Raw genomic sequence first — 24,407 nt, 5'->3', positions numbered from 1 at the left:
TGGCGCCGCGCGTCCTATCCGCGGGTCAGGAAATCGGCGGCCCGGGCTCCGATGAACACACTGGGCGCATGGGTGTGCCCGCGTACCAGTACGGGCATGATCGACGCGTCCGCGACCCGCAACCCTTCCACGCCGCGGACCCGGAGTTCCGGATCCACCACACTGTTCTCGTCCGACCCCATCCGGCAGGTGCCGGCCGGATGGTAGAGAGTGTGGGCGTAACCGTTGAGCGCCAGCGCCCGGGTCGCCTCCGCGGCACCGTCGCCCGGTGCGTCCGGCGGATAGCAGAGCGGGCCGAGGACTTCCCGCATCGCCGCGGTATCGGCGATATCCGCGCAATGCCGCAATCCGGCCATCAACGCCGCCCGATCGACGCCCTGCTCATCGGAGAGGTACTTCGGATCGATCACCGGTTTGGCGAGTGGATCTTTCGACGCCAGGGTGATGGTGCCGCGACTGTGCGGGCGCAGCAGGACGGTCGCCAGGATGACGCCGTGTGCGGTCGGATCGATCAGCCCCTCGTGGTAGAAGGGTGCGGGCGCGTAGACCAGCTCGAGATCGGGGTGTTCGAGCTCGGGGCGGCTGCGCACGAAGCCGTAGGCTTCACCGACATTCGAGGTGAGCATGCCGCGATGGCGTAGCAGGTAATTCACCAGCTGAGCCGGTTTCTCGGCGTCGAAGAGCGAGTCGGCGTGCACGCCGTATCCGAGTCCGGTGACGAGATGATCCTGCAGATTGGCCCCGACCTCGGGGGTGTGCCGGCGTACCTCGATTCCGTGCCGTTCGAGTTCGGCGCGGTCACCGATTCCGGACAACATGAGCAGCTGCGGGCTGTTTATCGCGCCCCCACAGAGCACGACCTCTGTGCGGGCCGTCACCTTCTCGGTCCGCCCGCCCCGTACGTACTCGACGCCGACGGCGCGGTCTCCGTCGAACAGCACCCGGGTAGCGGTGGCCTCGGGGTAAACCTGGAAATTCCGCCGCTTCAGGGCGGGCCGCAGATAGGCGTCGGCGGTACTCCAGCGCCGGCCTTTGTACTGGGTGACCATCGTCTGGGTGAATCCCTGCGGTTCCGGCAGGTTCGGTTCCTCGACCGGGAACCCGCGTTCGGCCACCGCCCGGAGATACGCCGCGGTCGACGGTCGTGGACTGCGCTGCCGGGAGATGTGCAGCGGTCCGCCGGTGCCGTGGTCGGGCCCGGTGGCGGCTTCGACGTTCTCGATCTCGCGGAACTGCTCGACCGCCTTGTCGAAACCCCATTCCGGGCCTGCGGCGGCGGACCACTCCTCGTAGTCGGCGCGGAACCCACGCACCCACATCTGGGCGTTGAGCGAGGACGACCCGCCGAAGGTCTTCCCGCGTGGCCAGTAGATCTGCCGGTTGTCGAGCTGGGGTTGCGGTTCGGTCAGATAGTTCCAGTCATAGGCGGTGCGGAAGAGCTTCGAGAAGGCGGCCGGTATATGGATGAATTTGTCCTTGTCGGCCGGGCCCGCCTCGAGCAGGATCACCGAGCGCCCCGGATCCGCGCTGAGCCGGTTCCCGAGCAGCGCCCCGGCCGACCCCGACCCGACGATCACGTAGTCCGCACTGACTTCTGTCACCTTCGCACCTTTCGATCTCGTGTATCGCCAACATACGAGAGCGGGGACCGGTGTGGGGCATCTTCGCCCCGGCGTCTCGAATCCGAGACAAGCCGGATCCGGGGCGACCGGAGTTCCACGGGCGCGGTATCGCCGGCTCGGATCGGTGCCCGGCGACCGGAAAGCGAAAAACTCGTTCGTGGGTGAGATCGCGGGCTACCGGGGTATAACCGGCGCATGAGTTACCCGGTGGACTTCGGGGTGCTGCAGACCGGTTCGATCATCGCGATCATCCTCGGTGTGGCCCTGCTGGTTTCGGCATTGTTCGCGTTTCGCAAGAGGGGGCCGCGTGCCCTGATCGCCCGGGGTGCCGGTGGCGCCCTGCTACTCGCCGCCGCGGCGCTGGTGCTCTGGATCGCCACTCTCGTCCAGACCTACCTGGGGCTGACCGGGGAGGTCCGGGCGGCACATGTGGTGGTCGCACCGGTTTCGGGCGCGGATCATCAGTTGGAGGTCGAGCTGACGTTGTTCGACGAGGACGGCGGGACCGCCGAGCGCACGACCCACCGGGTCGAGGGCGATATGTGGGTGCTGCAGGCGCAACTGGTGGAGCTCGAGCCCTGGGTGAACGCGCTCGGCTTCCATTCCGGGTACAAGGTCTCACGTCTGTACGGGCAGCGAATCGACGGCGTGGCGACCGCGCAGAACCATATCTTCCTCAACGGCGGAGATCGCGATTTCTTCGAGGATATGAGCGAAAACCGCTGGTTCACTTCGCCGTTCGTACGGTCGGCCTACGGCAACGCGGTGATCGCGACGCCGGGCGAATACGACGTCTTCATCTCGCGCGACGCGATCAAGACCCGGCCGGTGGAATGAGCGGGCTCGGCGATCACGCTTCCTCGACCGCGATCCGGCATATCTCGCTCAGTTCCTCGACGACGGTATCGAGTGCGGCCGGCCCGCGTTCGGTGCGGGCGACGATCAACGCGCCTTCCAGGGAGCTGATCACCAGTAGGGCGATCGAACGCGCCCGTTCCGGCCGCGCGCCGTCCTCCACGAGTTTCGCGGCCACGAGATCGCGCAGGCTGTCGAACGCCGTTGCGGCCGCGGCGACGGCGCCGGGTTCGTTACCGAGCGCTGCCGCGGCGATCGGGCAGCCGAGCGCGTAGTCGTTCTTGTCCAGACCGCGGGCCAGCATATCGGCGAGCGCGCGCAGGGCCGTGGACGATCGGGGGGCGCCCAGAGCTCTGGTGACCCCCGCCGTGATCCGGCTGCCCGCCGCCTCGGTCGCCTCGGTCATCAGCTGCGCGCGACCACCGGGGAAGTGGTGGTAAACCGAGCCGCGGGGCGCGCCGCTGGCCTGGAGTACGTCGGTGAACGAAACGGCCGCGACGCCACGCTGGCGCATGAGCGAGATCGCGCTGTCGATCATGGCCGCCCGGGGGCCGTCGGGATCCTTCGGTCGTGGCATCACTGCTCCCTCTTGCCTGTCATTACTATGTATGTTGTCATACTTAAAAAACTTTCGCTGCCGTAAACGGCCCAATCTTCAGGAGGATCTGTGACCGGGATCGACGCGCCGACTCATCCCTTCGATACGGCGATCGCGGTGGAATACACCGATGCGCATCAGCTGGCCGGTCACACCTGCCCCGACTACGCGAACATGGTCGGCCCGTTCGGGGGAGTCACCGCGGCGGCATTGTTGCGAGCGGTGGAACGGCACCCCGAGCGGCTCGGTGATCCGCTGTCGCTGACCGTGAACTACGCGGGACCGATCGCCGACGGTCCGTTCGAGATCACGGCGCGCCCGGTCCGCACCAACCGCACGAACCAGCACTGGCTGCTCGAACTCACCCAGGACGGCGCGGTCGCCACCACCGCGAGTGCCGTATTCGGTATCCGGCGCGATACCTGGTCGGATCTGGAGCTCACCATGCCGTCGGTTCCCGGGCCGGCCGCGGCCGTACCGCAGATCTTCCCCGATTTCATCGCCTGGGGCCGCAACTACGATCTACGGTTCGTCGCCGGGGCGGTACCCGATGCCGAGCCCACCGCGGAGCTCCCGGAGAACCCGGACTCGGTGAGCACACTGTGGCTGCGGGACAGTCCGGCGCGCCCGGTCGACTTCGCCTCGCTCACCGCCATGTCGGATGCGTTCTACCCGCGCGTGTTCCTGCGCCGCGGCCGCTACCTCCCGGCCGGAACGATCTCGCTCACCGTGTATTTCCATGCCACGGCCGAGGAACTGGCGGCCCAGGGCACCGAATACCTGTTGGGGCAAGCCCGGGCGAACCGCTTCGGGCATGGGCATTTCGACCAGAACGCTCAGCTGTGGGGGCATGACGGCACCCTGCTGGCGACCAGTCACCAGCTGGTCTACTTCAAGGGCTGAAGCCAAGCCCCGGGTCAGCCGGCGGCCGGATTTTCCACCGGCGTGATCGGGAGGCGCAACGCGCCCGGCGCCGAATCGGGGACCACCGGGGATTTCGGTGCCACCGGCGCGATCCGGCGGTACGGAGTGTCCTGCTCGGGCCGGGGATCCTGTTCGCCTTTGTTCGGCCAGTACGCGGCCGCCCGCTCGGCCTGGGCGGTGATGGTGAGAGAGGGATTCACCCCGAGATTGGCCGAGACCGCGGCCCCGTCCACCACGCTCAGGGTGGGGTAGCCGAACACCCGGTGATAGGCGTCGATGACTCCGGATTCGCGGTCGGCGCCGATCGCGGCACCGCCGAGGAAATGCGCGGTCAGCGGGATGTTGAACACCTCGCCCCAGGTCCCGCCCGCGGTTCCGCCGATCTGCTCGGCGACCCGACGGGTGGCTTCGTTGCCGGCGGGGATCCAGGTGGGATTGGGTTCTCCGTGGCCCTGTTTACTGGTGAGTTTGCGGCCGAACAATCCGCGGGTCGTGTATGTGGTGATGGAGTTGTCCAGATGCTGCATCACCAGCGAGATGATGGTGCGCTCACTCCAGTTGCGGACGCTGAGGAAACTGAGCAGCAGCAGCGGATGCCGCAGCGCGGTACCGAGGAACCGCAGCCAGCGCGGGACCCGGCCGCCGCCGTCGACCATCAGAGTCTGCAGCAACCCCATCGCATTGGAACCCCGGCCGTAGCGCACCGGCTCGATATGGGTATCGGGGGTCGGGTGGATCGACGAGGTGATCGCGACACCCCGGGTGAAATCCTGGCCGGGCGCGAGCTTCTTGGTGGCGGCACCGACGATCGACTCGGAATTGGTGCGGGTCAGTAGGCCGAGGCGGTCCGACAGCTCCGGCAGTACCCGGCGATCCCGCATATCGTGCAGGAGTCGCTGAGTGCCGAGGGTTCCGGCCGCCACCACCACCTGGCGGGCGGTGTAGGTGGTGCGCTGTTTGCGCAACCACGCGCCGGTCTTCTGCGCCGACACCACCCAGCTGCCGTCCGGCTGCGGCCGCAGCTCCGTCACCGTGGTCATCGGCACGACCTGTGCTCCGGCCTGTTCGGCGAGATACAGATAGTTCTTGACCAGGGTGTTCTTCGCGCCGAACTTGCAGCCGACCATGCAGTCGCCGCATTCCAGGCAGCCGGTGCGCGCCGGTCCCACCCCGCCGAAGTACGGGTCGTCCACCGTTTCGCCTGGTTCGCCGAAGAACACGCCCACCGGGGTCCGGACGAAGGTCTCGCCGACGCCCATATCCTCGGCGACCTGTTTGAAGACTTCGTCCGCCGGTGTCATATGCGGGTTCTGTACCACGCCGAGCATTCGTTTGGCCTGCTCGTAGTAGGGCGTGAGTTCGCTGCGCCAGTCGGTGATCTCACGCCACTGCGGGTCCTGGAAGAACGGCTCCGGCGGAACGTAGAGGGTGTTGGCGTAGTTGAGCGAACCACCACCGACCCCGGCGCCGCCGAGGATGAGCACATTGCGCAGCGGATGGATGCGCTGGATCCCGTAACAGCCCAGCTTGGGTGCCCAGAGGAATTTGCGCAGTTCCCAGCTGGTTTTCGGCAACTCGTCGTCGGCGTAGCGGCGGCCGGCCTCCACTACGCCGACCCGGTAGCCCTTCTCGACCAGTCGTAGGGCGGTGACACTGCCACCGAACCCGGAGCCGACGATGAGGACATCGAAATCCGTGGCCGCCTCGGACATGGGGCTTCTCCTTGGTTCGGATGGTCAGCAGTGACGTGCGGTAACATTAACATAGCTCAACGGGAGCGGCGCTCACTTTTGTTGACAGTGCTCTCCGAATTGGTCAGGCTTAGGCAATGACCACACCCCGCGCCCGCGCCCGGGCCCAGACGATGACCGATATCAAACGGATCGCGCGCGAACATCTTGCCACCGACGGCGCGGCCGCCCTGTCGTTACGCGCGGTGGCCCGCGATCTGGGCGTGGTCTCCTCCGCGGTCTACCGCTATGTCCGGAGCCGCGACGAATTGCTGACCCTGCTGGTGGTCGATGGTTACGACGCGCTGGGGGACGCCGTCGAAAGCGCGCTCGACGCCGCGCCGGACGATCCGATCGAACAGTTCCGTTTCACCGCGCGCGCCGTGCGCGCCTGGGCGCTCGCCGAGCCCGCCTGGTACGGCCTGTTGTTCGGCACCCCGGTACCCGGATATGCCGCTCCGGCCGATCGCACGGTCACGCCCGGGACGCGAGTGATCGTGACACTGATGGGGTTGTTCGACGCGGCCCATCGCCGGGGACTGCTCACACCCCCGACGGCGGACCGGCCGCCGCTCACCGGGCCACTGGTCGCCGATTTCGTCCGGATCCGGACCGAATTCGGGCTCGATGTGCCGGACTGGCTGCTCGCCCGCGGGCTCACCGTTTGGTGCGCGCTGTTCGGCGCGGTGAGTTTCGATGTGTTCGATATGTACGGCGCCGACACCTTCGCCGACCGCACGCAGGTGTTCGAAACCCATATCGCCGCGTTGGAAGGCCTGCTCGGCGTGGCATGAGTTCGCCCTGGACGGATCTACCGTCCGGGGTCCGCGGTCTCTCCCGCGATCTCGGTGTCGCCGTCGGATTCGGCGGGGGCCGTCGCCGTCTTTCCGGCGGGATCGGATTCCGCCACCGCCACATCGATCTGTTCGCTGATATAGCGGACCACCACCGCCACCACCGCCACCACGGGGACGGCCAAGAACGCGCCGGTGATGCCGTACAGCGTGCCGCCGCCGGTCACTGCGAGCAGGACCACCACTGCGTGCAACTTCATCGTGCGGCTCTGCAGGACCGGTTGCAGCACATTGCCCTCGAGCTGCTGGACCGCGATGATGATGGCCAGCACGATCAGCGCCGTGGTGAACCCGTTGCCCACCAGAGCGACGAGAACCGCCAGCGCACCCGCGACGAACGCCCCCACCATCGGGATGAATCCGCCCAGGAACGTCAGGGCCGTGAGCACTCCCCACAGCGGCACCCCGAGCAGTACCAGCCCGAGACCGATGAAGAACGCATCGATGAAGCTGACCAGTGCCTGGGTGCGAATGAACCCGCCGAGCACATCCCATACCCGCACCAGCACTTCCTCGAAGTGCCGGCCGCTGCGCCCGCCGGTGAGCTTGTGGATCCACGGAACGAATCTCGGTCCGTCCTTGACGAAGAAGAAGCAGAGCACCAGCACCAGGAAAATCGTGACCAGTACCGAGGTGGCGGTACTGACGCCGGTGAACACTCCGGAGGCGATCTGCTCGGCACTCGACTGCATCCGCGACACCACCGCGTCGACCGCCGAGTTCAGCTGTTCGTCCCGGATGTTGAGCGGCGGACCCTGCAACCAGTCCCGCACGGTGTTGATACCTGTCGTGGCCTTGTCGGAGAGTTCCGGTACCTGATCCACCACCGACGGCACGATCAGTGCGATCCCGCCCGCCAGCACGCCGATGAACCCCACCACGGTGAGCGAGGCGGCCGCGGCCGGTGGCAATCCGGCCTTCACCAGCAGCCGGGTGGGTGGCCAGAGCACCGTCGAGACCACGATCGCGAGCAGCACCGGCAGCAGCACCACCCACAGCCGGGCGGCCAGGAACCCGAGAACCCACGCCCCGGCCGCGATCGCGACCACGCATATCGCCCATTTCGCCAGCCACAACACCCCGGAACCGAAGACGTCCCCTCGGTCGAGCGCCCGAGTGGCGCTGGTGGAGCGAGTACTGTCGGCGCGGACTTCCTTCTCCCCGTTCACCCGGCCAGTCTCGCACGTCCGGCCCGGCCCGGCACCGCCGCAACCACCGGCGGAACACCCTCGACGCTCGTCGGGGGTCGGCGCAAGCGCACTGCTTCGATCAGGTCGCCCTGCCGGGATCAGCGCGGCACGGTGACCTGATCGAAGCAGCTGGCCGGTCCGTCGACGATCGAGCAGGTCGCCGGCCCCCGGGTCGGCCGGTAATCGCCCGGTACCCCGCCGCCCGCGGTGATCGCGGTATAGGCCGCCACGGCATCGGTCGGGCGGCGGACCAGCTCCGGATCGTTCAGCACATCGACGGTATAGAGCCCGAACCGCGGGGTGTAGGAACCCCATTCGTAATTGTCGGTGAGGCTCCAGTAGTTGTAGCCCACGATGTTCATCCCGTCGGCCGCGGCCCGCTGCAGCCAATAGACGGTATCGCGTAGCAGATCCGCACGGGTGTAGCCGTCCGCACGCGGGTTCCCGTTCTCGGTGGGCATCCCGTTCTCGACGATGTAGAGAGGTATGCCCGGGAACCGCTTCGCGTAGTGGTCGAGGGCATAGTAGATACCCTCGGCCTGCAACGACAGCGTCCACAGTCTGCTCGGATCGGGGACTCGGTCGAGCACACCGGCGGGGGAGAACCCGTAGTAGTAATCGATCCCGAGGTAGTCGAGTTTCGCGCCGATCCGGTCGAGGAACGCGCCGTTCACCACGTCCTCGGCGGCAGGGATGTAGGCGACATTGCTGCTCACCATCGATGCGGGCCGTACCCGGTGGATATGGTCGTAGATCGCGTTGTGGGCGGTGGCCATCCGGTCCTGCATCACGGGAATATCGGTCACCCCGATGCCGCCGTGGCGCACTTCGTTCATCAGGTAGGCCGCGGGTTCGTTGAATGTGATCCACAGGGGATCGTGCCGGGCGTACCGGTCCACCACCCTCCGGGCGTTGGCGAGCCAGTCGTCCACCATTCCCGCACGCCGCCAGCCACCTCGATCCGCCTGCCAGCCCGGATACACCCAATGATCCAGGGTCAGCATCGGCTGCATACCGGCGGTGCGGATGGCCTCGACGACCCGGTCGTAGAACTGGAACCCCGCTTCGTCCCATTCTCCGGGCCGGGGCTGTACCCGTGCCCACTCGACCCCGATCCGGTAGGCGCGCACCCCGAGTTGCCGGGCCAAGGCGATATCGGAGCGATAGCGGGAGTAGAAGTCGACGGAATCGCGGTAGGGATCCTCGGTCTTGCCCGCCGCGATATAGCGGGTCCAGTTGCTCTCGGGCGCATGGCCTTCGGACTGGAAACCCGAGGATGCGACGCCCCACAGGAAGTCCGGTCCGAGGGGAGCGACCTCGACCGGGGGCGCGGGGCGGGCCACGGCATGCCCCGCGCCGAGTACGACGGCGCCGGCAGCCGCCGCGCTGGTGGTAAGAAATCGGCGGCGGTTCACCGGCCCCATAGGATCGTCTCCTGTTCGCTGTCGGTTATCGCGGCGCTCGCATCAGACTAGCGGCGCGCCACCGGAAACGGGCCGGAGCGTTCGTATCTCACCGCGGTCGCCACCGCCGGGACCGATTGGGGACCGGCCTGTCCGATCGGTCCGAAATGCCGTGCCCAGCAAGATCCCGGGTCCCTTGTGCAGCCGCGCGAACCATCGTGGCGTGTCGTCAGCCTTCGCTTCTGCGGCGCTGCCCGGCATTGAAGCGCGCCTTCTTCTGACGATTCCCGCACGTGTTCATGTCACACCATTTGCGGGTGCGGCTCTGGCTGGTGTCGAAGAATGCGGCGCGGCAGCTCGGCGATGCGCACAAGGCCAGTTTTCCGTCTCGTTCGCCCGCGATGATGTCGACCGCGTCGGCGGCGATCACGCCCAGGGCATCCTCGACGCGGGAAGCCGAGCCGAGCCGCCATTGCCGATGGCCGTCGGGCGTCAGGACAGCCGCGGCCCGGCCCTGAACGCTGCAGTCGTTGATGATCCGGACAGCAGATGCAGGGAGGGCATCTCGGTTCGCGGCCGCCGTCGCGGCTGCGTGGATCGATTCCCGCAGTTCCCGAGCGTGTTCGAGCTGGTCGGTGGTGCAGGAGTCCACGGTGAGGCCGTTGACTGCCAGCCAGTCGACGAGTCGCTGCGGCGTGGGGATGCGCTCCACGGCGTCGCCACGCCGCTCTGTCAGCGTCGCCGTGAAGCTGGTCGCCAGCACGCTACCGAGGCGAAAGTCCGGGAACCCAGGAGGCATGGAACCACCTTAGCCGGTTGCAGGTCGGCGTGATCGCGTGTTAGAACCGTCTTAGCCGGTTCTCGCCAGGTGGTGGCCGGTCCCGCGACGACCAGGAGGTCTCATGCCCCGTTCGAGCAGCGACATCCGAGCATTCGAATCCCACGCAACCGACGCCGAACTCGACGATCTGCGCGCGCGGCTGGCTGCCGCTCGACTACCGGAAGCCGAGACGGTCCACGGCGCCGCGCCCGGCCCTCGCCGATGGGATCAGGGCGTTCCGCTCGCCGACCTCACCGATCTCGTGAACTACTGGCGTACCGGATACAACTGGCGGTCGTTCGAGGAGCGCCTCGACCGGATCGGCCAGTTCCGCACGACCATCGACGATCTGGGAATCCACTTCCTGCACCGCCGATCCGCACGCGCGGATGCCACCCCGCTGCTGTTGACGCATGGCTGGCCGGACAGCATCGTCCGGTTCATCGATGTAGTGGACGAGCTGGCAGATCCGAAAAATGCGGATGCGCCGGCATTCCACGTGGTGGTTCCGTCGCTACCGGGCTTCGGTTACAGCGACCGGCCGGCCGTCACCGGTTGGGGAACCGAAAAGATCGCGGCCGCCTGGGTGGAACTGATGGGAAGACTCGGCTATCGCGAGTTCGCCGCCCACGGCGGCGACTGGGGAGGCAATATCACCACGGTGCTCGGTGGCAGGTTCCCGGCGCATGTTCTGGGCATCCACACAACGTTCGCGGAGGCACTGCCCGGTTCGGCCACGGACGGGCTGACAGCGGTCGAGCGCGAATGGGTCGAGGAGACCCGCCATTTCTGGCGCCACCGCGCGGCGTATGCGAAGCAGCAGGCGACCCGGCCGCAGACCATCGGCTACTCGCTCGTCGACTCGCCGGTCGGGCTTCTCGCCTGGATCCTCGACAAGTTCGCCGAGTGGAGCGATACCGAGGACAGCCCGTTCGAGACGATTTCCCGGGACCGCGTCCTGGACGATGTGACTCTGTATTGGCTGACCCGGACCGGCGCATCGGCGGCCCGCATCTACTACGAGAGCCACAACTCTTTGGACCCGGAACTCCGGGTCGACGTCCCGTCGGCACTCACTATGTATCCCCGCGACGTGGAGAAGTGTCCCCGGCCCTGGGCGCAGCAGCGGTACCGGCAGATCGTCCGGTGGAGTTCGCCCGCGGCCGGGGGACATTTCCCATCGCTCGAGGTTCCCCAATTCTTCGTCGAAGACCTGCGAGAAGGCATCGCAGCAGTGCTGGCCGCCGATCGGTGAACGCGACCGCGGGCGAACCGCCTCGAATCAAAAGAACAGTGGTATCTAGATATGCGCATTATGGAATGTATCTCGATGGGTCCGTCATCACGAACGACAACGACCCCAAAGGGGTCAGGGCGGCCCTGCAAAATTCCGGCCGAGTAGCGCTCTCGCCGATTATTTCGGCGGCGGCCAGCAGCGCCTGGTGGACCTCTGGCGGGGCGGTGATATGCAGGCTGTAGCCCTGGCCGCGTCGAACTTTCCGGCCTTGTTGCAGGGCCCGGCGCTCGGGGGCGCCGAGATCGGCGAGGCAGCCGGCCAGGCGGTGGGCGACCTTGCCCTGGCATTTCGATTCGGATCTCGCGTGGTCCGTTGACGATGGTGTGTACGGGTTGTTCGGTCCGGCCGGGCAGCAGGTCGGCCAGGGCGGTGCGGATCGCGACCCGGCTGACCTGGTGCCGCCGGGCCAGGGCCGCGATGCTCGCGCCGTCGCGGTATTCCTGACGGACCGCCTCGGTCGCCCCGAGGGTGGCGATCTGTGGGCGGCGACCCGATTTCGCGCCGTTGGCCCAGGCGGCGGTCAGGCCCTCGCGGGTGGGTCTGGCGTGTGGTGCTCTGTTCGCCCGTGGACACTCGGGTGTAGACGAGTTCGACCATGATCCGCGGCGTCCTTTCCGTCGGCTCCGGAATGCTGTCCGTTCACCGTTTCTCTGTCGTCAAACCCTGTCGTCAATGGGGAACGGATCGCATTGGATCGGATGAGCCGTTTCCGCATGATTCCGGGCCGCGCGGAACCCCTTCGGCGGGTATGTCGTCAAAGTCATTTGACGACATACCCGGATTACAAGCTGGTGCGGCCCACCCGTCATTAACCGATTCAAGTGTCCATCACCCCAGTCCGACACCCGCGAGCATCGCACCGCAGCAACGTTTTCCAGCCGATCAGCGGCGATTGAGAAGTCGGCATGGAGCACCGTGGTGTGGTCGCCGCCGGTGTGGACGATGGCGTGTTCATCGGGCTCGAGTGGATCGAAACGGGCGAAGAAGTCGGAGAGGGCTTCCGGGGACGATCAGCCCCGCATACCGGAAAACCCACGACGTGTCCGACACGAGTAGATCATGAACTGGATTCGGTTCGTTGGGGTGGATCCGTGATCGGCGTGTTCTGGGCCCCAGCGAGCCACCATCCGCCATCCTTCTCGACCAGTACGTACATGGCAATCTCGGAGAATCCGCCCGCTTCGGCAGCGACCCTGCGGATCTGGGTCAGCACAACCCCTGGCGCAGGCGAAGTCGCGCCGACGACTTCGAAGTGTGACGGCGGCGCGACCTGTGCGTTCATCAAGCGGCGGTGGATGGCGTTCAATTCGGAGTAGCCGGTTACCGACGCACCATATGGACTGCCCCACACCACGTCTGCCGCAAAAGCAACGTCGTAGCCATCCGCGTCGCCTGCTGCGCCTGACTGTTGTAACCCTTCGGCGAATCGTGAGGCTACCTCGTGAGCCGTGGTAGCGCGGGATGGATCACCGAGAGTAGGTCGTGTTTGCATTCTTACTTGCTCCAATCCTTCGATTATCGTCACCAGATCGGTGGATCCGCTCTCAGTGGAGACTGCCGAGGACGCCCCCGTGGAAGGGGGTGATTTCGTCGATGCGACCGGCGAGAACCTTCGCTAGCCACTCGGGATCTCCCAGCAGGGCTCTGCCGACCGCGACCAGGTCGAACTCATCGCGCTCCATGCGGTCGAGCAGCTCGCCTATGTCCGCGACTTCGCCTGGTGACATCTGGGGGAACTCGTTGCTGAGGCCCACCGAGCCGACACTGATGGTGGGTTTTCCGGAAAGCTTCTTGGCCCAGCCCGCCAGGTTCAGGTCGGAGCCCTCGAACTCGGGGAGTTGGAACCGCCGGGTGGAACAGTGGAAGGCGTCGGCGCCCGCGTCGGCCAGCAGGCCGAGCATGATCTCCAGTTCCTGCGGCGTGTCGGCTATCTGCGCCTGGTAGTGGTTCACCTTCCACTGAGACAAACGGAAGGAGATCGGAAAATCGCCGGAGACGCTGTCCCGGCAGGCGGCCACGATCTCGGCGGCGAAACGGGTACGGCCCACGATGTCGCCTCCGTAGGCGTCGGCGCGCCGATTGGTGTGGGCCCACAGGAACTGGTCGATCAGATAACCGTGGCCACCGTGAATCTCGACGCCGTCGAAGCCCAGCGTCTCGGCAGTCGCCGCTGCCGAGGCGTACGCGGCGACCACATTGTCGATCTCCGCCCAGGTCATCTCTCTGCCGGAGTTCGTGCCGTCCAGGGCGATGCCGGAGGGTCCGATCCGCGGGGCGTCGGGGACTGGCGGATTGCCGACGATGCGATCCGTTCCGACGTGCCACAACTGCGGCATGATTCGACCTCCCGCCTGATGGACTGCTTCGGCCACGGCCGACCAGCCCGCCAGAGCCTCGTCGCCGTAGAAGTGCGGGACCCGGGCGCTGTTGCCCGCTGAGTCGTGGCCGACATAGGTGCCTTCGGTGATTATCAGACCGATACCGGCGGCCGCCCGGCGGGCGTAATACTGCGCCACGTCGTGGCCTGGCACACCTCCGGGCGAAAACTCGCGCGTCATCGGAGCCATCACGACGCGGTTGGGCAGCGTCAAGCTGCCCAGGGAGAAAGGACGGACCAGGATGTCCCTGGCACGTTCGAGGGGATTGGTGGGCATCGGTGTTCGCTTTCGATAGAGGCCGGCCGTGCTGCGACGAGGGATTCAGGCCATGCGGTCGGCGGCTTGGGTGTGGAACCAGGAGTTGGCTGGAGTTTCGCCTCGGTCGCTGATAGGAGTCCTGGGCAGTCGAGCTCGAGGTCGCCCCCCGGTCAGGGGAAGCTTGCTGCGAGGATCTGTCGTCCGTCCGGCGCCGCGAAGAAGGAGCGCGGGAGTGTCAGCCGGCATCGTTCATCGCTGACGCGATGTCAGACGGCGTACGGGCTGACGCGTCTGGCCTCGCGCAGTGCCTGCCCCCACCAGGTGAGCTGGTCGAGCATTGCTTTGGCCGCGATGTCACACCTGGGGTCGGACGGCTTGCCGTCGATACCGAAGATCTCACCGTAGTTGTGGAAGCTGACGGTGTTGCGGATCGTGACCGCGTGGAGTTCGGCGAGCACGACACGAAGATGCTCAACGGCGCGCAGTCCGCCGGCTAGGCCGCCATAGGAAACGAAGCCGACCGGCTTGGCGTGCCACTGCTCGTTGTGCCAGTCGAGAGCGTTTTTCAGCGACGCAGGGAAGCTGTGGTTGTACTCGGGCGTGACGATCACGAAGGCATCAGCCTGGCCCAGCCGCGGCGATACGGCGCCCAGCTGTGCCTTGACCTCGTCGGAAGGAGCCTGTCCGAACGCCGGGAAAACGGTTGGCAGGGGCGTCTCGACGAGGTCGATCAGATCGGCCTTCATGTCCTCACGCTGAGCGATATGTCCGCCGATCCAGTCGGCGACGACCGGACCGAACCGTCCGTCCCGGGTGCTTCCCATGATCACTGCGGTGCGCAGGATGTCGGCGGTCGAGTCAGCCACGAAAACCCCTCGACCATGTGTACGATGTATTCATAACGTACAACGTACACACCAAGGTGAACGTCGTCTACTGCCGGTACGATGTACACGGCAGCATTCGGCGGAAGGATCCAAGCGATGGCCCCCCAGGCGAGACAGTCGGCGAGCGAGGGCAGGGACCCCGTCTCGGTGTGGGAGCGCCTCGAACGGCCGACACCGGCTCCCCGCACGACCCTCACTCCGCGACGGATCGCCGAGGTCGCTGTCGCTATCGCAGACGCCGAGGGGCTCGACGCGGTCACCATGCGCCGCCTGGCCACCGAACTCGGTGTTGCCCCCATGGCCGCGTACCGCTACGTCACTGGCAAGGACGAGCTGCTCGAGTTGATGGTCGACTTCGTCTACGGGGAACTGGATCTGCCCGACAGCAGGGACGGCTGGCGCGCGACCATACGGTCCGTCGCCCTGCGAATCAGGGAGGTCCTGCTGGCGCACTCCTGGGTGACGCGGGTGGGGTGCGGCGCGCCGACCCCGAGCCAATTGGCCGTGACGGAGGCGGCCCTCGTAGCGCTCGACGGTCTCGGGCTCGACGTGGACACCGCCATGGCGGCCTACAGCACCGTCGCCGCCTATGTACACGGCGCGGTCGACTCGGAGGTCAGGCTGAGTCAGATGCTCCACGCGCGCGGCTGGTCCACCCGCGAGGAGGCCCGCACGGGACTGGCCACACAGATGACATGGCTCATGAACACGGGCCGTTACCCGATGTACGCACGCTATATCCAAAACGCCGCCCGCAAGGACGACGTGCAGTGGCAGTTCGAGATCGGTCTGGACTCTGTCCTCGATGGCATCACGGCGCGCCTGGCGACCTGAGGGTATCTCGGGGACCGGTCGGCGCAGATCAGACCATGACTACCAGGTCACCGTGGACGATGATCTCGCCCGCTGACGGGCCGGGCTGGACGGCTGTGGCGGGGGACCACGTCTACGACACCGACAACCACCTGTTTTCCCCGGCACCGGCCCTTCCACCTCCGGCCGAATACCGCACCAGCAGAGCTGAGACGCTCAGGTCGTCACCACGGAACAGCGGCCGCCGAACGGCTGCCGACATGGCCGCACTGGATGACCCGATCGGCACCAGGCTTTGGTGCAGATAAACACGCACACCAGCCGATCGGGGTCCGGCCGATGGCCCGGGGCTCGGCATCGACCGCCGCACGAGCTGCGTGCGGGTCAACTGTTACCACTCGCCCTCAACATCGTCAGGAAGCTCAAGCTCCTCACCGTAGGACGTGCCTTCGCCGAACGGCCGCGTGATCCCTTGGTAGCTCATGTTCCGTTGATATGCCCGCGTACCCACCGGGGTGCCCCCGATTTTAATCACTCGCAGATGTCGGAATCGCTGAGAAAGAGGTCCGGGTCGCCCATGCTGACCAGCGCGTCACGGCTCTGCCAGCGCAAGGGCCGCTTACCATCGTGATAATCGACCAGGCCGGCGTAGTTCTCCACCGCCGCAGCGAACGGGTGCGAGGAATTGAATCCCTGGATCACGACCAGTGGGAGGGCGTTGTCGTCGTAGATCACCACGGTCGCAACCTGCAACTGCTGTCTGACGACGCACCCGGTAGTGCCCGATTCCCGGTCAGGAGTCAGCGGACCGCGACACGGGACTCTCCCTAGTTCACAGGCTCAGGGCGCATGAGCGTCAGTCTCAATACCAAGGTTTCGAGACACCAGCGCAGGCCCCGGTCGAGCTTGAACACGTGTCGGTGTCACGAGGGCACGGAGCTTTGACCGGCCGTGCCGAGGTTCAGCAGCGACCAAAGCCAAAGCTGTCCGGCTACAGTCGTGTCCGTTTCGTACAAGACCGGCAGTGGTTGTGCCCATATCGTCCGGAATGTGAATCCAAACTCGGTTCTCATGGGTGTAGGCCGTGCCGCCGCCCGCCTGCTTAGTGCGCTGTCCTCGTTCGCAGTCCTTTTCTCACCCGGCCGCCCGGGCCACGGCGAATGCGTATGTCCCGGATGATGACCTGGCTGTACCCTTCCGACGAGCGCTACCGTAACGAGCTCAGCACCGACAATTGCTCGGTCGTCCACCACCCGCGGGTGGTGTGTCCGGTCGCATCGCCGGGCGATGTGGCGGACGCGGTGACTTTCGCGCGCAAGCGGGGCCTGTCGGTCGCGGTTCAGTCCACCGGGCACGGAATGCCGCGGGCCGCCGACGGTGTTCTCGTGACCACCCGACAGCTGTCCCGCGTCACGATCGACCCTGTCCGGCGCCGGGCGTGGGTCGGCGCCGGCGACCGCTGGCGCGAGGTGATCACCGCCGCGGCCGAGCACGGCTTGGCGCCATTGAACGGGTCGAGTCCACACGTCGGGGTGATGGGGTACGTCCTCGGTGGCGGCGTGGGGATGCTGGGCCGTCAGTACGGATACGCGGCGGACCACGTGCACTCCATCGAACTGGTCACCGCCGACGCCGTGGTTCGCACGATCTCCCCGGCCACGGATCCGGAGCTGTTCCGCGTGGTCCGCGGCGGCAAGGACAATTTCGGGATCGCCACCGGGATCGAGATCGATCTCTTCCCGGTGACCGGTTTCTACGGCGGCAGCCTCCTCTTTTCGGCCGAGCATGCGCGGGAGTTGTTGAACCGGTATGTCCGCTGGACCGCCGACCTTCCGAACACCCTCGCTACATCGATCTTCCTGCTCGGCTACCCGGATCATCCCGATATTCGCCCGGAGCTGCGGGGGCATTATATCGCACAGCTGCGCATCGCGTATTTCGGCCCATCCGGGGAGGCCGAGTCGCTGCTTGCGGCGATTCGGGAGGTCGGGCCGCCTGTGCTCGACACGGTGCGGCCGATGCGCTACACCGAGATCGGGATGGTCCATCACGAACCGGTCGGGCGGTACACGGTGCACGAATCCGGTTTCTACAGCGGACCTCTCGAAGAAGCCGATGTCGACAGCATTCTAGCGGTCGCCGGGACGGATGCCGCCGAACCGCTCGGTTTCGAACTGCGACACCATGGCGGCGCGTACCGGAAACCGCCGGAAGTACCGAATGTCGTGGGCGGACGCGACGCCGAATTCACGGTGTACCTCAGCTCGGCCATCGACCCCCGCCACGATGCCGACCGGGCCCTACACGCTTCGGCCCGGGACCGATTCCGCGGCCTCGACAGGGGCAGCATGCTGAATTTCCTCGGTGCTCACACCGACCCGGCCGTGGTGGCGGCCGCCTTCAGTGCCGCTGACCTGCAACTGCTCCGCGCGGTCAAGAACCGCGTGGACCCGCACAATCTCTTCCGCGTCAACCACAACATCGCACCGCTGACGAAAGGCTGAACCATGGCTGTCTCTCTCGACCTCATCGGTATCGTCACCACCGACCTGGCCCGAGCGCTCGCCTTCTACCGTGCTCTCGGTATCGAAACACCCGAGGTCAGTGGCAGCGAACCCCATGTCGAGGTCGTACTCCCGAACGGACTGCGGCTCGCCTGGGACACCCTCGACACGATCAGGAGCTTCGACCCCGACTTCACCCAGGCCCCCGGCGGGCACACGGTGGCCCTCGCGTTCGCGACCGCGAGCCCGTCCGATGTCGACGCACTGTACAAGACCGTCGTCGCAGCGGGTTTCCACGGCCATAAGGAGCCGTGGGACGCTGTCTGGGGACAGCGCTACGCTATTGTCCACGACCCGGATGGCAATACCGTCGATTTGTTCGCTCCCTTGCCCTGAGTGATCGCCTTCAGCAGGGCCGGGTGGGAGGTCCCCGGGTGGTCTACGACGAACAGTCCGCGTCCACGGCGGAGTCAGCCCAGCAGTGAACCCGGGGTGAGCCCGGTCATTCGTCGTGTGTCACGGCTGAGATGCGCTTGGTCGGCGTAACCCGCCGCGACCGCCACCATCGACAGCGAAGCGCCCGGCGCCCGACGAGCCAGCCGGACCGCCCGCTGTAGCCGGCCAACGACCTGAAGTGTCTTCGGGGTCAGCCCGGTCTCCTGTTCGACCAGTCGCCGCAGATGACGAGGTGTGAGCGCGACACGATCGGCAACCGTGTCGACGGTCGTCGTCGCCGCGGTCAGCAACTCGACCGCCTTCTCCACCCGCGGATCGACGGTGAGGCACGGCCACAACAAGTGCGCTGTCGGCTCGTCGAATTCGCCCGCGCCGAGACTGCCGACGAGCGCGCGAGCGACCCGGCCGGGCAACAGGTCGTCTACCGCCATCGCCGTGTCCCGCAGCTCGGAACCCGCCACTCCGGTCACCGAGCGCAACGCTGCAGTGTGAATACGCACGCCGTGCAGAACCGTTCCCGGCGACAGCGCCGGCAGGTCGACCGTCGTGGCGGGGCCAACGAGCCAGCTCCGGCCGGTACTGCTCACAATAAAGTCGGCGTGGTTGTCTGGAATCACGCGCTGGGCACCGCCGCCGACCCGATGGGTCCACCTGCACAGAAACCCGGTCCTCGATCCGGCGAAGGCGATCTCACGATAGTGACAGTGTCCGTCCTCGAGACCCTCGCTGTCGGCGGGCCGACCGGGCAGAGTTCGATCCACTGTTCTCACCACCTCTCGGCGGGCAATTTGCCGCAGTCCACCGAACCTCCATTATTGCTCCGTGCCCGTATCGCATGCGGTTGCCGGTCCCTTCCGTGGCATCCGCTGGTTCATCTAGGCTGCTCGTTTCAGAGCCTGGCGCACTCGCGCCCGCAGCTGCCTCAGAACGCCGGTAGAGGTGTTCCAACCGGTCGGCTGACAGCGTGATCGCGTCGGGCGACCCCGGTCACCTCGCTCACGGCTGCGACTGCATGTGGCCGTCCTTCACCGCGCGAACCCGCCGAGCGCTTCGACGAGCAGATCGATCTGTTCCAGCGCTCCCGTACTGGGGAGCAGCAGCAGTTCGTCGGCTCCGGCCTCGGCGAGGTGGTCGATTTCGTTGCGGAGATGGCTTTCGTCGGTGAGGATATCGGGCCGGATCTGCGCTACATATTCGGCGCCGTAGTAATGCTTCACGTACGCCTCGGCGATCTCGGCGGCGCCCGGGCCGAGGCAGAAGTAGCGCTCCACGACCACCCGCGGCCGGCCGGGACGCCGGGCGCGACTCCACTCCCGGTGCACGGCCTCGATACCTGCGTGCAGGGCCTGACGACCGAACGACGGCGCCACCCATCCGTCGGACAGCGCGGCAGCCCTGGCGAAACCTGCGGGCACCACCCCGGCGAGCAGGACTCCAGGCCGGCCCGGCGGCAAAGCGGGCACAGGCCCCGAGGCACCCGACACCTCGCCCCGCCACACCGTGCGCATCGCAGCCAGCGCACTCTCGAACGCGGCCCCCCGACCGGCCAGCGAGACCTCGCTGACGGCATAGTCCTCCGGCCAGCCGCCCATACCCAGCCCCACTGTGAGACGTCCGCCGGAAAGGCGTTCCAGGGAGTCGATCTGCTTGGCCAGGACGATCGGGTTACGCCGGTAGCCCGTATTGAGCACAGTGGTCAGCAACTCGACTCGCTCGGTGCGCGCCGCCGCGGCAGCCAAGGCCACAAGTGGGTCCAGATTGTCGTAAACCAGCCGGTCGATCACGGCGAGCGAGTGGAAACCACGCGCCTCACTCGCGGCGGCCCAGTCACCGATCGCTGTGGGGTCGCTTCCCGGTACAGCGGCGGGCAGACCGATTCCGATCCGCAACTTCCCTCCTCGTGGTCGTCGTGGTGTAGTGACCTCGCGCACCCGGTCGGGACGGCAACTACATGAAGCCGCCGCGGATGATCGGCCACGAAGCGACCTGAACATCAAAGGCGTGATGAACACCATCCAGGCCTTCGTCACCTCCCTCGTCGACGCGGCCGAGGCCGGCAAGACCGCCGACCTGATCACCACCTCCTCGATCGCGGCAACCCGCGTCCTCGAGAAGTTCCAGGTCTACTCCGGCACCAAGGCCTACATCAGCCAACTCACCCGCCTGCTGCGCACCGAACTCGGCCGCAAGAACGTCCGCGTCTCCACGATCGAACCCGGCATGGTCGACACCGAACTGCCCGACCACGTCACCGACCCCGACGCCAGCAAACTGATGGCCGACCTCATCGACCAGATCGACGTCCTGCAGTCCGAAGACGTCGCAGAAACCGTCGCCTTCGTCGCCGCGGTCCCCAAGCACGTCAACCTCACCGAAATCACCATCCTGCCCACCGCCCAGATCATCTGAGCCGCTGAGCATCTGAACAACCGTGCCGCCCTTGCCTCCACCGCAAGGGCGGCACACTCGTATCCGTGCTCCCCATCCGACATCGAGCCAGTCCTGCCGGCGTGTACAGACATCGATACCGGGGCCACCACGCCACAGAATTCCGCCACAGCACGAACCAGCAGCGGATGCTGTTCAATAAATGATGCATTCATGAACAGATATGACTCTCGTCATCGCTGTTCAGCGATCATCCCGGGGTGCATCTGTCCATGATTGCCCTTTTCTTGGACGCTTCGAAGGGTCCGTCGCATGGTGGTCGTGAAGGCAACGCGGCGGGACCGCCCGCCTCTGGCCGCAGCCCGGGCCCGTGGACAGCGCCTCGGCCGGCTTCGCCGCGGCCGCTGCCGCGAACTCCCTGCAGGTTTCATTACGTCCATGAAATGTCTTTTTATGAACACTCGGTGTGGATAGTGCGATACAGGTTGGAGCGCTGGATGGCCACCAGCCCTGCTCAGCCGCCAGCGGTCAGCCGGAAGCGCCGGATAGGGGCCCCGGAACGTTGACGGTAAAAGTCACGCCGAGGAGTTGCCTCAGCTCGGGGTACCGGCCGGGCCGACTGCGACGGCCGACCCGCCGGCACGTCTCGGGGTCGGGGCGGGCTTTCTACTGTGCCTCGGAAACGGCGGTGAGCGCATTGTGTAGTGCGGCGGCGGCTTCGGCCCGCGCAGTGCCGCTGTCGTCGAAGGGATGGCGGAGGAACTCGTGGATCATTCCCGGGTAGCGGCGAACTTCGACCGGCACACCGGCGTGGGCCAGTGCGGCGGCGTATTCTTCGCCCTCGTCGCGCAGCGCGTCGTATTCGGCGGTGATGACCAAGGCCGGCGGTAGGCCGCTGTGGTCGGTCGCCAGGAGAGGTGAGACACGCGGATCGAGTTTTTCTCCCTCGCTGGTCAGGTAGTTGTCCATGAACCAGTGCTGGCCTGCACGAGTGATGTTCCCGTATTTGCCCGCGAATTCCCGGATGCTGACGTTGGTGCGGCGGAAATCCGTATCGGGATAGATGAGCAATTGGAAGGCCAGCGCTGGTCCGTCCAGATCGCGGGCCATATGGGTGACGACTGCGGCGAGGTTACCGCCGGCGCTGTCACCGGCGACCGCGATCCTGGTCGCGTCGGCGCCGAAGCTATCGGCGTTGGCCGCGGCCCATCGTGTGGCAGCGAAACACACCTCCGGTGCGGCGGGGAATTTGTGTTCGGGGGCCCGCGGATAGTCGACCGAGACGACGATGGCGGCCGCGCCGTTGGCGAGGCTGCGGCACAGGCCGTCGTGGGTATCGAGATCGCCGAGGACGAATCCGCCGCCGTGAAAGAACAGCACCACAGGCATCGGCGCCGCGCCGGCCGGGGTGTAGATCCGTATCGGAACCTGGTGTCCCGCCAACGCGATGACCTGATCCTCGACCGCAGCCACCGATTCCGGCTCGGCGAGCATCGGGATCTGGCGGCGTAGTGCCTCGCGAGCCTGCGCGGGAGTGAAGGTGTGCAGTTCCGCGAAGCCTGCGCGTGAGATCCGATCCAAATATGTCTGCACCTGCGGATGTAATCCCGAGGTGGGTGTGTTCGCTGTACGCATACCGCTATCCTGTTACTTGAAGCGTGGTTCAAGTCAAGGAGAACAGGTATGGCGCTGCTCGATATCGCCGAGGTGGCCGACCGGTCCGGATTGGCTCCCTCTGCCCTGCGGTTCTACGAACGACGGGGCCTCATCCAGTCGGCCGGACGCAACGGTCTGCGCCGCACGTTCGAACGGGACGTACTCGATCGTCTGACGCTCATCGACTGCGCGCGCGGAGCTGGTTTCACCCTCGCCCAGATCCAGCGGTTCCTCACCGCGACACCCGACGACACCGAGCTGCGCGCCCAGCTCGCGGTCAAGGCGGCGCAACTGAACCACGACATTGCGCGGCTGACCCGGATGCGCGACAGTCTGAGCCACGCAGCGACCTGCACCCACCAGCCCCTGGTCCAGTGCCCCCAGTTCAAAAACACCCTCGCCGACGGTGATCACCCGCACCCAGCCCCAACCTCTGCCCCGATGGGCGTCGGCGGCGAGGCGGACGGAGCCACGCACTGTTCATAAATTGATGCATTCTTGAACATCGCACAGCGGATTCATCGCTGGTCAGCGATACTTACACCCGGGATTCCGTCCATGAAAAACCCATTTGTGGACATTGGGGGCTCGTCGCCGGTCGTGCGACTCCTGGTCGGAGGGTGGCCGCGGCGCGATGACGGCACAGGTGAGGCAAGTGGAGAATGTTGAGCTGCGGGACGCGCAAGGCAACGTCATCGGCGTCAAGTTCCCCGCACAACAGGACAATCCCGACAACTGGGTCAGATGGGCCGCGCCGACTTCCGAGTATCAGACACCTACTATTCGACCCAAGAGCTCGTCATCACCCCGAAACCCGACGGCAGCGGACACCGATGGAATCTTCCCGATCCCGTACCGGCACCCTGGGACAACGGCGAACCAGGCCCGCCTACCTACGTCTTCGCCCACGGGACGCCCGAGGGCAAAACGATGGTCCGGATTCGAACCGATGACGGAAACACCGCAGACCTACTTGTAGACGGTGGATCATTCGGCCGAATCCTGACCGCCAACGACCACTATCGACGAGCCATCGACGAGAACAGCCCGACAACGGTGTCCTCCATCTGCTACGGCGACGCTTCGGCGAACGAAATGACCGCTGAGCTGTGGAAAGCAGGGATCGACACCGATGTCTACGCGTTCAACCCGCAACCTATAGTTGGTCCATCGGGGACGAAACCCGTGTCGATGCATCAACTCTATCCGCTGTGACGCACAGCCCTGCGGAAGAAGCACTCCTCGACGACCCCATCACGCACTACGCGCCGCCCACTCGGAACGTCAGCGCCGGCCCCGATGCTCCACCAGGAGGCGAATAGAAGTGCTCATGCAGTTCGAGACGCCCAGCTGTTCATCAAGCGATGCATTCTTGGGCACTCGTGGACATAATTATCGCTGGTCATCGATGTTTACTGTCGGCGAACTGCCCGAAAACAACCCTATTGCGAACACGCGGCGGGGCGGCGCGGGGGGTCGATCATGCGGGCATGCGTTCCTGGCTGGGCCACATGCCGAGCCTGCTCAACTCATCGTTGCCGGTGTCGGTGATGGCGAGTGCCCGGTCGTGGGGTCGCCGGCGCGCATGTAGTCCAGGCACTTCGCGAGCTGTTCGCGTTCGATGTCCTTTTCGGACTTCTTGTCGGCGAACATCTTCTTGCAGCCGGCTGCCTTCGCCCGGGTCTGCCGATGGGCCCGGCTACGCTGTGTTCTGCGGGCGCCGCCGCGTGATTGTTTGTCTTCACGCACCCGCCCCACGGTAGCTGGATGTCCA

25 protein-coding genes are annotated in these 24,407 nt (G+C 66.1%); 11 read left to right on the top strand and 14 right to left on the bottom strand.

The genetic code is table 11. From position 1 onward, the window contains the following. Positions 1 to 14: 14 nt before the first annotated feature. Positions 15 to 1,601 carry a GMC family oxidoreductase gene (locus ACWCPQ_RS01225; RefSeq protein WP_449893399.1) on the bottom strand — a complete coding sequence of 529 codons (1,587 nt, stop codon included), beginning with the start codon at positions 1,599 to 1,601 and terminating at the stop codon, positions 15 to 17. A gap of 216 nt (positions 1,602 to 1,817) precedes the next feature. On the opposite strand from ACWCPQ_RS01225, the gene ACWCPQ_RS01220 reads away from it, so the two are divergent. Further along, complete coding sequence (locus tag ACWCPQ_RS01220; RefSeq protein ID WP_449893397.1) at positions 1,818 to 2,459, top strand: hypothetical protein; 642 nt, start codon at positions 1,818 to 1,820, stop codon at positions 2,457 to 2,459. Between the two features lie 13 nt (positions 2,460 to 2,472). Here ACWCPQ_RS01220 and ACWCPQ_RS01215 read toward each other — a convergent pair whose 3' ends face one another. After that, positions 2,473 to 3,054 carry a TetR/AcrR family transcriptional regulator gene (locus ACWCPQ_RS01215; RefSeq protein WP_449893395.1) on the bottom strand — a complete coding sequence of 194 codons (582 nt, stop codon included), beginning with the start codon at positions 3,052 to 3,054 and terminating at the stop codon, positions 2,473 to 2,475. A 90-nt stretch (positions 3,055 to 3,144) separates the two neighbouring features. On the opposite strand from ACWCPQ_RS01215, the gene ACWCPQ_RS01210 reads away from it, so the two are divergent. After that, entirely contained in the window at positions 3,145 to 3,978 is an 834-nt protein-coding gene (locus tag ACWCPQ_RS01210; protein WP_449893392.1) for an acyl-CoA thioesterase, read from the top strand. A gap of 14 nt (positions 3,979 to 3,992) precedes the next feature. Here ACWCPQ_RS01210 and ACWCPQ_RS01205 read toward each other — a convergent pair whose 3' ends face one another. Further along, positions 3,993 to 5,711 (bottom strand): GMC family oxidoreductase N-terminal domain-containing protein, encoded by a 1,719-nt coding sequence (locus tag ACWCPQ_RS01205; RefSeq protein ID WP_449893390.1) that lies wholly within the window; start codon positions 5,709 to 5,711, stop codon positions 3,993 to 3,995. A 116-nt stretch (positions 5,712 to 5,827) separates the two neighbouring features. Here ACWCPQ_RS01205 and ACWCPQ_RS01200 point away from each other — a divergent pair, with 116 nt between their 5' ends. Next, entirely contained in the window at positions 5,828 to 6,523 is a 696-nt protein-coding gene (locus tag ACWCPQ_RS01200; protein ID WP_449893389.1) for a TetR/AcrR family transcriptional regulator, read from the top strand. A 17-nt stretch (positions 6,524 to 6,540) separates the two neighbouring features. Here the strand turns inward: ACWCPQ_RS01200 and ACWCPQ_RS01195 are convergent, their stop codons facing one another. From ACWCPQ_RS01195 to ACWCPQ_RS01185, 3 genes are all read right to left on the bottom strand, one after another. Beyond that, entirely contained in the window at positions 6,541 to 7,752 is a 1,212-nt protein-coding gene (locus ACWCPQ_RS01195; protein ID WP_449893388.1) for an AI-2E family transporter, read from the bottom strand. Positions 7,753 to 7,871: 119 nt separating this feature from the next. After that, positions 7,872 to 9,197, bottom strand: a complete 1,326-nt coding sequence (locus ACWCPQ_RS01190; protein ID WP_449893386.1) for a family 1 glycosylhydrolase — start codon at positions 9,195 to 9,197, stop codon at positions 7,872 to 7,874. Positions 9,198 to 9,405: 208 nt separating this feature from the next. After that, positions 9,406 to 9,975 (bottom strand): CGNR zinc finger domain-containing protein, encoded by a 570-nt coding sequence (locus ACWCPQ_RS01185; protein WP_449893383.1) that lies wholly within the window; start codon positions 9,973 to 9,975, stop codon positions 9,406 to 9,408. A gap of 103 nt (positions 9,976 to 10,078) precedes the next feature. Between ACWCPQ_RS01185 and ACWCPQ_RS01180 the strand changes: the two genes are divergently transcribed. Beyond that, positions 10,079 to 11,251 carry an epoxide hydrolase gene (locus ACWCPQ_RS01180; RefSeq protein ID WP_449893382.1) on the top strand — a complete coding sequence of 391 codons (1,173 nt, stop codon included), beginning with the start codon at positions 10,079 to 10,081 and terminating at the stop codon, positions 11,249 to 11,251. 187 nt (positions 11,252 to 11,438) lie between these two features. Beyond that, the gene (locus tag ACWCPQ_RS01175; RefSeq protein ID WP_449893380.1) at positions 11,439 to 11,609 is read left to right on the top strand and encodes a hypothetical protein; all 171 of its coding nucleotides are present in this window, start codon (positions 11,439 to 11,441) and stop codon (positions 11,607 to 11,609) included. Between the two features lie 741 nt (positions 11,610 to 12,350). Here the strand turns inward: ACWCPQ_RS01175 and ACWCPQ_RS01170 are convergent. The 3 genes from ACWCPQ_RS01170 to ACWCPQ_RS01160 form a co-directional block, all read right to left on the bottom strand. Beyond that, positions 12,351 to 12,818: a DUF4440 domain-containing protein gene (locus ACWCPQ_RS01170; RefSeq protein ID WP_449893378.1), complete on the bottom strand. Its 468-nt coding sequence runs from the start codon at positions 12,816 to 12,818 to the stop codon at positions 12,351 to 12,353. A 19-nt stretch (positions 12,819 to 12,837) separates the two neighbouring features. Continuing rightward, positions 12,838 to 13,947 (bottom strand): NADH:flavin oxidoreductase, encoded by a 1,110-nt coding sequence (locus tag ACWCPQ_RS01165; RefSeq protein WP_449893376.1) that lies wholly within the window; start codon positions 13,945 to 13,947, stop codon positions 12,838 to 12,840. Positions 13,948 to 14,195: 248 nt separating this feature from the next. Further along, the gene (locus tag ACWCPQ_RS01160) at positions 14,196 to 14,795 is read right to left on the bottom strand and encodes an NADPH-dependent FMN reductase (RefSeq protein ID WP_449893374.1); all 600 of its coding nucleotides are present in this window, start codon (positions 14,793 to 14,795) and stop codon (positions 14,196 to 14,198) included. A gap of 117 nt (positions 14,796 to 14,912) precedes the next feature. On the opposite strand from ACWCPQ_RS01160, the gene ACWCPQ_RS01155 reads away from it, so the two are divergent. Next, positions 14,913 to 15,650 carry a TetR/AcrR family transcriptional regulator gene (locus ACWCPQ_RS01155; protein WP_449893372.1) on the top strand — a complete coding sequence of 246 codons (738 nt, stop codon included), beginning with the start codon at positions 14,913 to 14,915 and terminating at the stop codon, positions 15,648 to 15,650. A 510-nt stretch (positions 15,651 to 16,160) separates the two neighbouring features. On the opposite strand, the gene ACWCPQ_RS01150 is transcribed toward ACWCPQ_RS01155, so the two are convergent. Further along, entirely contained in the window at positions 16,161 to 16,367 is a 207-nt protein-coding gene (locus ACWCPQ_RS01150; RefSeq protein WP_449893370.1) for a hypothetical protein, read from the bottom strand. 437 nt (positions 16,368 to 16,804) lie between these two features. On the opposite strand from ACWCPQ_RS01150, the gene ACWCPQ_RS01145 reads away from it, so the two are divergent. Further along, positions 16,805 to 18,133, top strand: a complete 1,329-nt coding sequence (locus ACWCPQ_RS01145) for an FAD-binding oxidoreductase (protein ID WP_449893368.1) — start codon at positions 16,805 to 16,807, stop codon at positions 18,131 to 18,133. 3 nt (positions 18,134 to 18,136) lie between these two features. Next, the gene (locus ACWCPQ_RS01140; RefSeq protein ID WP_449893366.1) at positions 18,137 to 18,529 is read left to right on the top strand and encodes a VOC family protein; all 393 of its coding nucleotides are present in this window, start codon (positions 18,137 to 18,139) and stop codon (positions 18,527 to 18,529) included. Positions 18,530 to 18,603: 74 nt separating this feature from the next. Here ACWCPQ_RS01140 and ACWCPQ_RS01135 read toward each other — a convergent pair whose 3' ends face one another. Then, complete coding sequence (locus ACWCPQ_RS01135) at positions 18,604 to 19,089, bottom strand: helix-turn-helix domain-containing protein (RefSeq protein WP_449893364.1); 486 nt, start codon at positions 19,087 to 19,089, stop codon at positions 18,604 to 18,606. Positions 19,090 to 19,614: 525 nt separating this feature from the next. Next, on the bottom strand, positions 19,615 to 20,478 hold the full coding sequence (locus ACWCPQ_RS01130; protein ID WP_449893362.1) for an LLM class flavin-dependent oxidoreductase: 864 nt from the start codon (positions 20,476 to 20,478) through the stop codon (positions 19,615 to 19,617). Between ACWCPQ_RS01130 and ACWCPQ_RS01125 the strand changes: the two genes are divergently transcribed. Beyond that, positions 20,429 to 20,998: an SDR family oxidoreductase gene (locus ACWCPQ_RS01125; protein ID WP_449893360.1), complete on the top strand. Its 570-nt coding sequence runs from the start codon at positions 20,429 to 20,431 to the stop codon at positions 20,996 to 20,998. The two genes, ACWCPQ_RS01130 and ACWCPQ_RS01125, sit on opposite strands and share 50 nt — an antisense overlap. A 645-nt stretch (positions 20,999 to 21,643) precedes the next feature. On the opposite strand, the gene ACWCPQ_RS01120 is transcribed toward ACWCPQ_RS01125, so the two are convergent. Continuing rightward, on the bottom strand, positions 21,644 to 22,612 hold the full coding sequence (locus ACWCPQ_RS01120; RefSeq protein WP_449893358.1) for an alpha/beta hydrolase: 969 nt from the start codon (positions 22,610 to 22,612) through the stop codon (positions 21,644 to 21,646). 48 nt (positions 22,613 to 22,660) lie between these two features. On the opposite strand from ACWCPQ_RS01120, the gene ACWCPQ_RS01115 reads away from it, so the two are divergent. Beyond that, positions 22,661 to 23,119 (top strand): MerR family transcriptional regulator, encoded by a 459-nt coding sequence (locus tag ACWCPQ_RS01115; protein WP_449893356.1) that lies wholly within the window; start codon positions 22,661 to 22,663, stop codon positions 23,117 to 23,119. A 258-nt stretch (positions 23,120 to 23,377) separates the two neighbouring features. Next, positions 23,378 to 23,848, top strand: a complete 471-nt coding sequence (locus ACWCPQ_RS01110) for a hypothetical protein (protein ID WP_449893355.1) — start codon at positions 23,378 to 23,380, stop codon at positions 23,846 to 23,848. 309 nt (positions 23,849 to 24,157) lie between these two features. On the opposite strand, the gene ACWCPQ_RS01105 is transcribed toward ACWCPQ_RS01110, so the two are convergent. Next, on the bottom strand, positions 24,158 to 24,382 hold the full coding sequence (locus tag ACWCPQ_RS01105) for a hypothetical protein (protein WP_449893353.1): 225 nt from the start codon (positions 24,380 to 24,382) through the stop codon (positions 24,158 to 24,160). Positions 24,383 to 24,407 lie beyond the last annotated feature (25 nt).

The sequence above is a fragment of the Nocardia sp. NPDC001965 genome, assembly GCF_053594175.1.
Note: the sequence above shows the minus strand (reverse complement) of the source record. Positions and strands in the feature narration are given on the sequence as shown.

Coding starts and splice junctions, on each gene's coding strand:
- ACWCPQ_RS01140 (WP_449893366.1), top strand. CDS start 18,137: ATGGCTGTCTCTCTCGACCTCATCGGTATCGTCACCACCGACCTGGCC.
- ACWCPQ_RS01215 (WP_449893395.1), bottom strand. CDS start 3,054: ATGCCACGACCGAAGGATCCCGACGGCCCCCGGGCGGCCATGATCGAC.
- ACWCPQ_RS01115 (WP_449893356.1), top strand. CDS start 22,661: ATGGCGCTGCTCGATATCGCCGAGGTGGCCGACCGGTCCGGATTGGCT.
- ACWCPQ_RS01155 (WP_449893372.1), top strand. CDS start 14,913: ATGGCCCCCCAGGCGAGACAGTCGGCGAGCGAGGGCAGGGACCCCGTC.
- ACWCPQ_RS01120 (WP_449893358.1), bottom strand. CDS start 22,612: ATGCGTACAGCGAACACACCCACCTCGGGATTACATCCGCAGGTGCAG.
- ACWCPQ_RS01200 (WP_449893389.1), top strand. CDS start 5,828: ATGACCACACCCCGCGCCCGCGCCCGGGCCCAGACGATGACCGATATC.
- ACWCPQ_RS01145 (WP_449893368.1), top strand. CDS start 16,805: ATGATGACCTGGCTGTACCCTTCCGACGAGCGCTACCGTAACGAGCTC.
- ACWCPQ_RS01165 (WP_449893376.1), bottom strand. CDS start 13,947: ATGCCCACCAATCCCCTCGAACGTGCCAGGGACATCCTGGTCCGTCCT.
- ACWCPQ_RS01205 (WP_449893390.1), bottom strand. CDS start 5,711: ATGTCCGAGGCGGCCACGGATTTCGATGTCCTCATCGTCGGCTCCGGG.
- ACWCPQ_RS01180 (WP_449893382.1), top strand. CDS start 10,079: ATGCCCCGTTCGAGCAGCGACATCCGAGCATTCGAATCCCACGCAACC.
- ACWCPQ_RS01110 (WP_449893355.1), top strand. CDS start 23,378: ATGGGCCGCGCCGACTTCCGAGTATCAGACACCTACTATTCGACCCAA.
- ACWCPQ_RS01190 (WP_449893386.1), bottom strand. CDS start 9,197: ATGGGGCCGGTGAACCGCCGCCGATTTCTTACCACCAGCGCGGCGGCT.
- ACWCPQ_RS01185 (WP_449893383.1), bottom strand. CDS start 9,975: ATGCCTCCTGGGTTCCCGGACTTTCGCCTCGGTAGCGTGCTGGCGACC.
- ACWCPQ_RS01220 (WP_449893397.1), top strand. CDS start 1,818: ATGAGTTACCCGGTGGACTTCGGGGTGCTGCAGACCGGTTCGATCATC.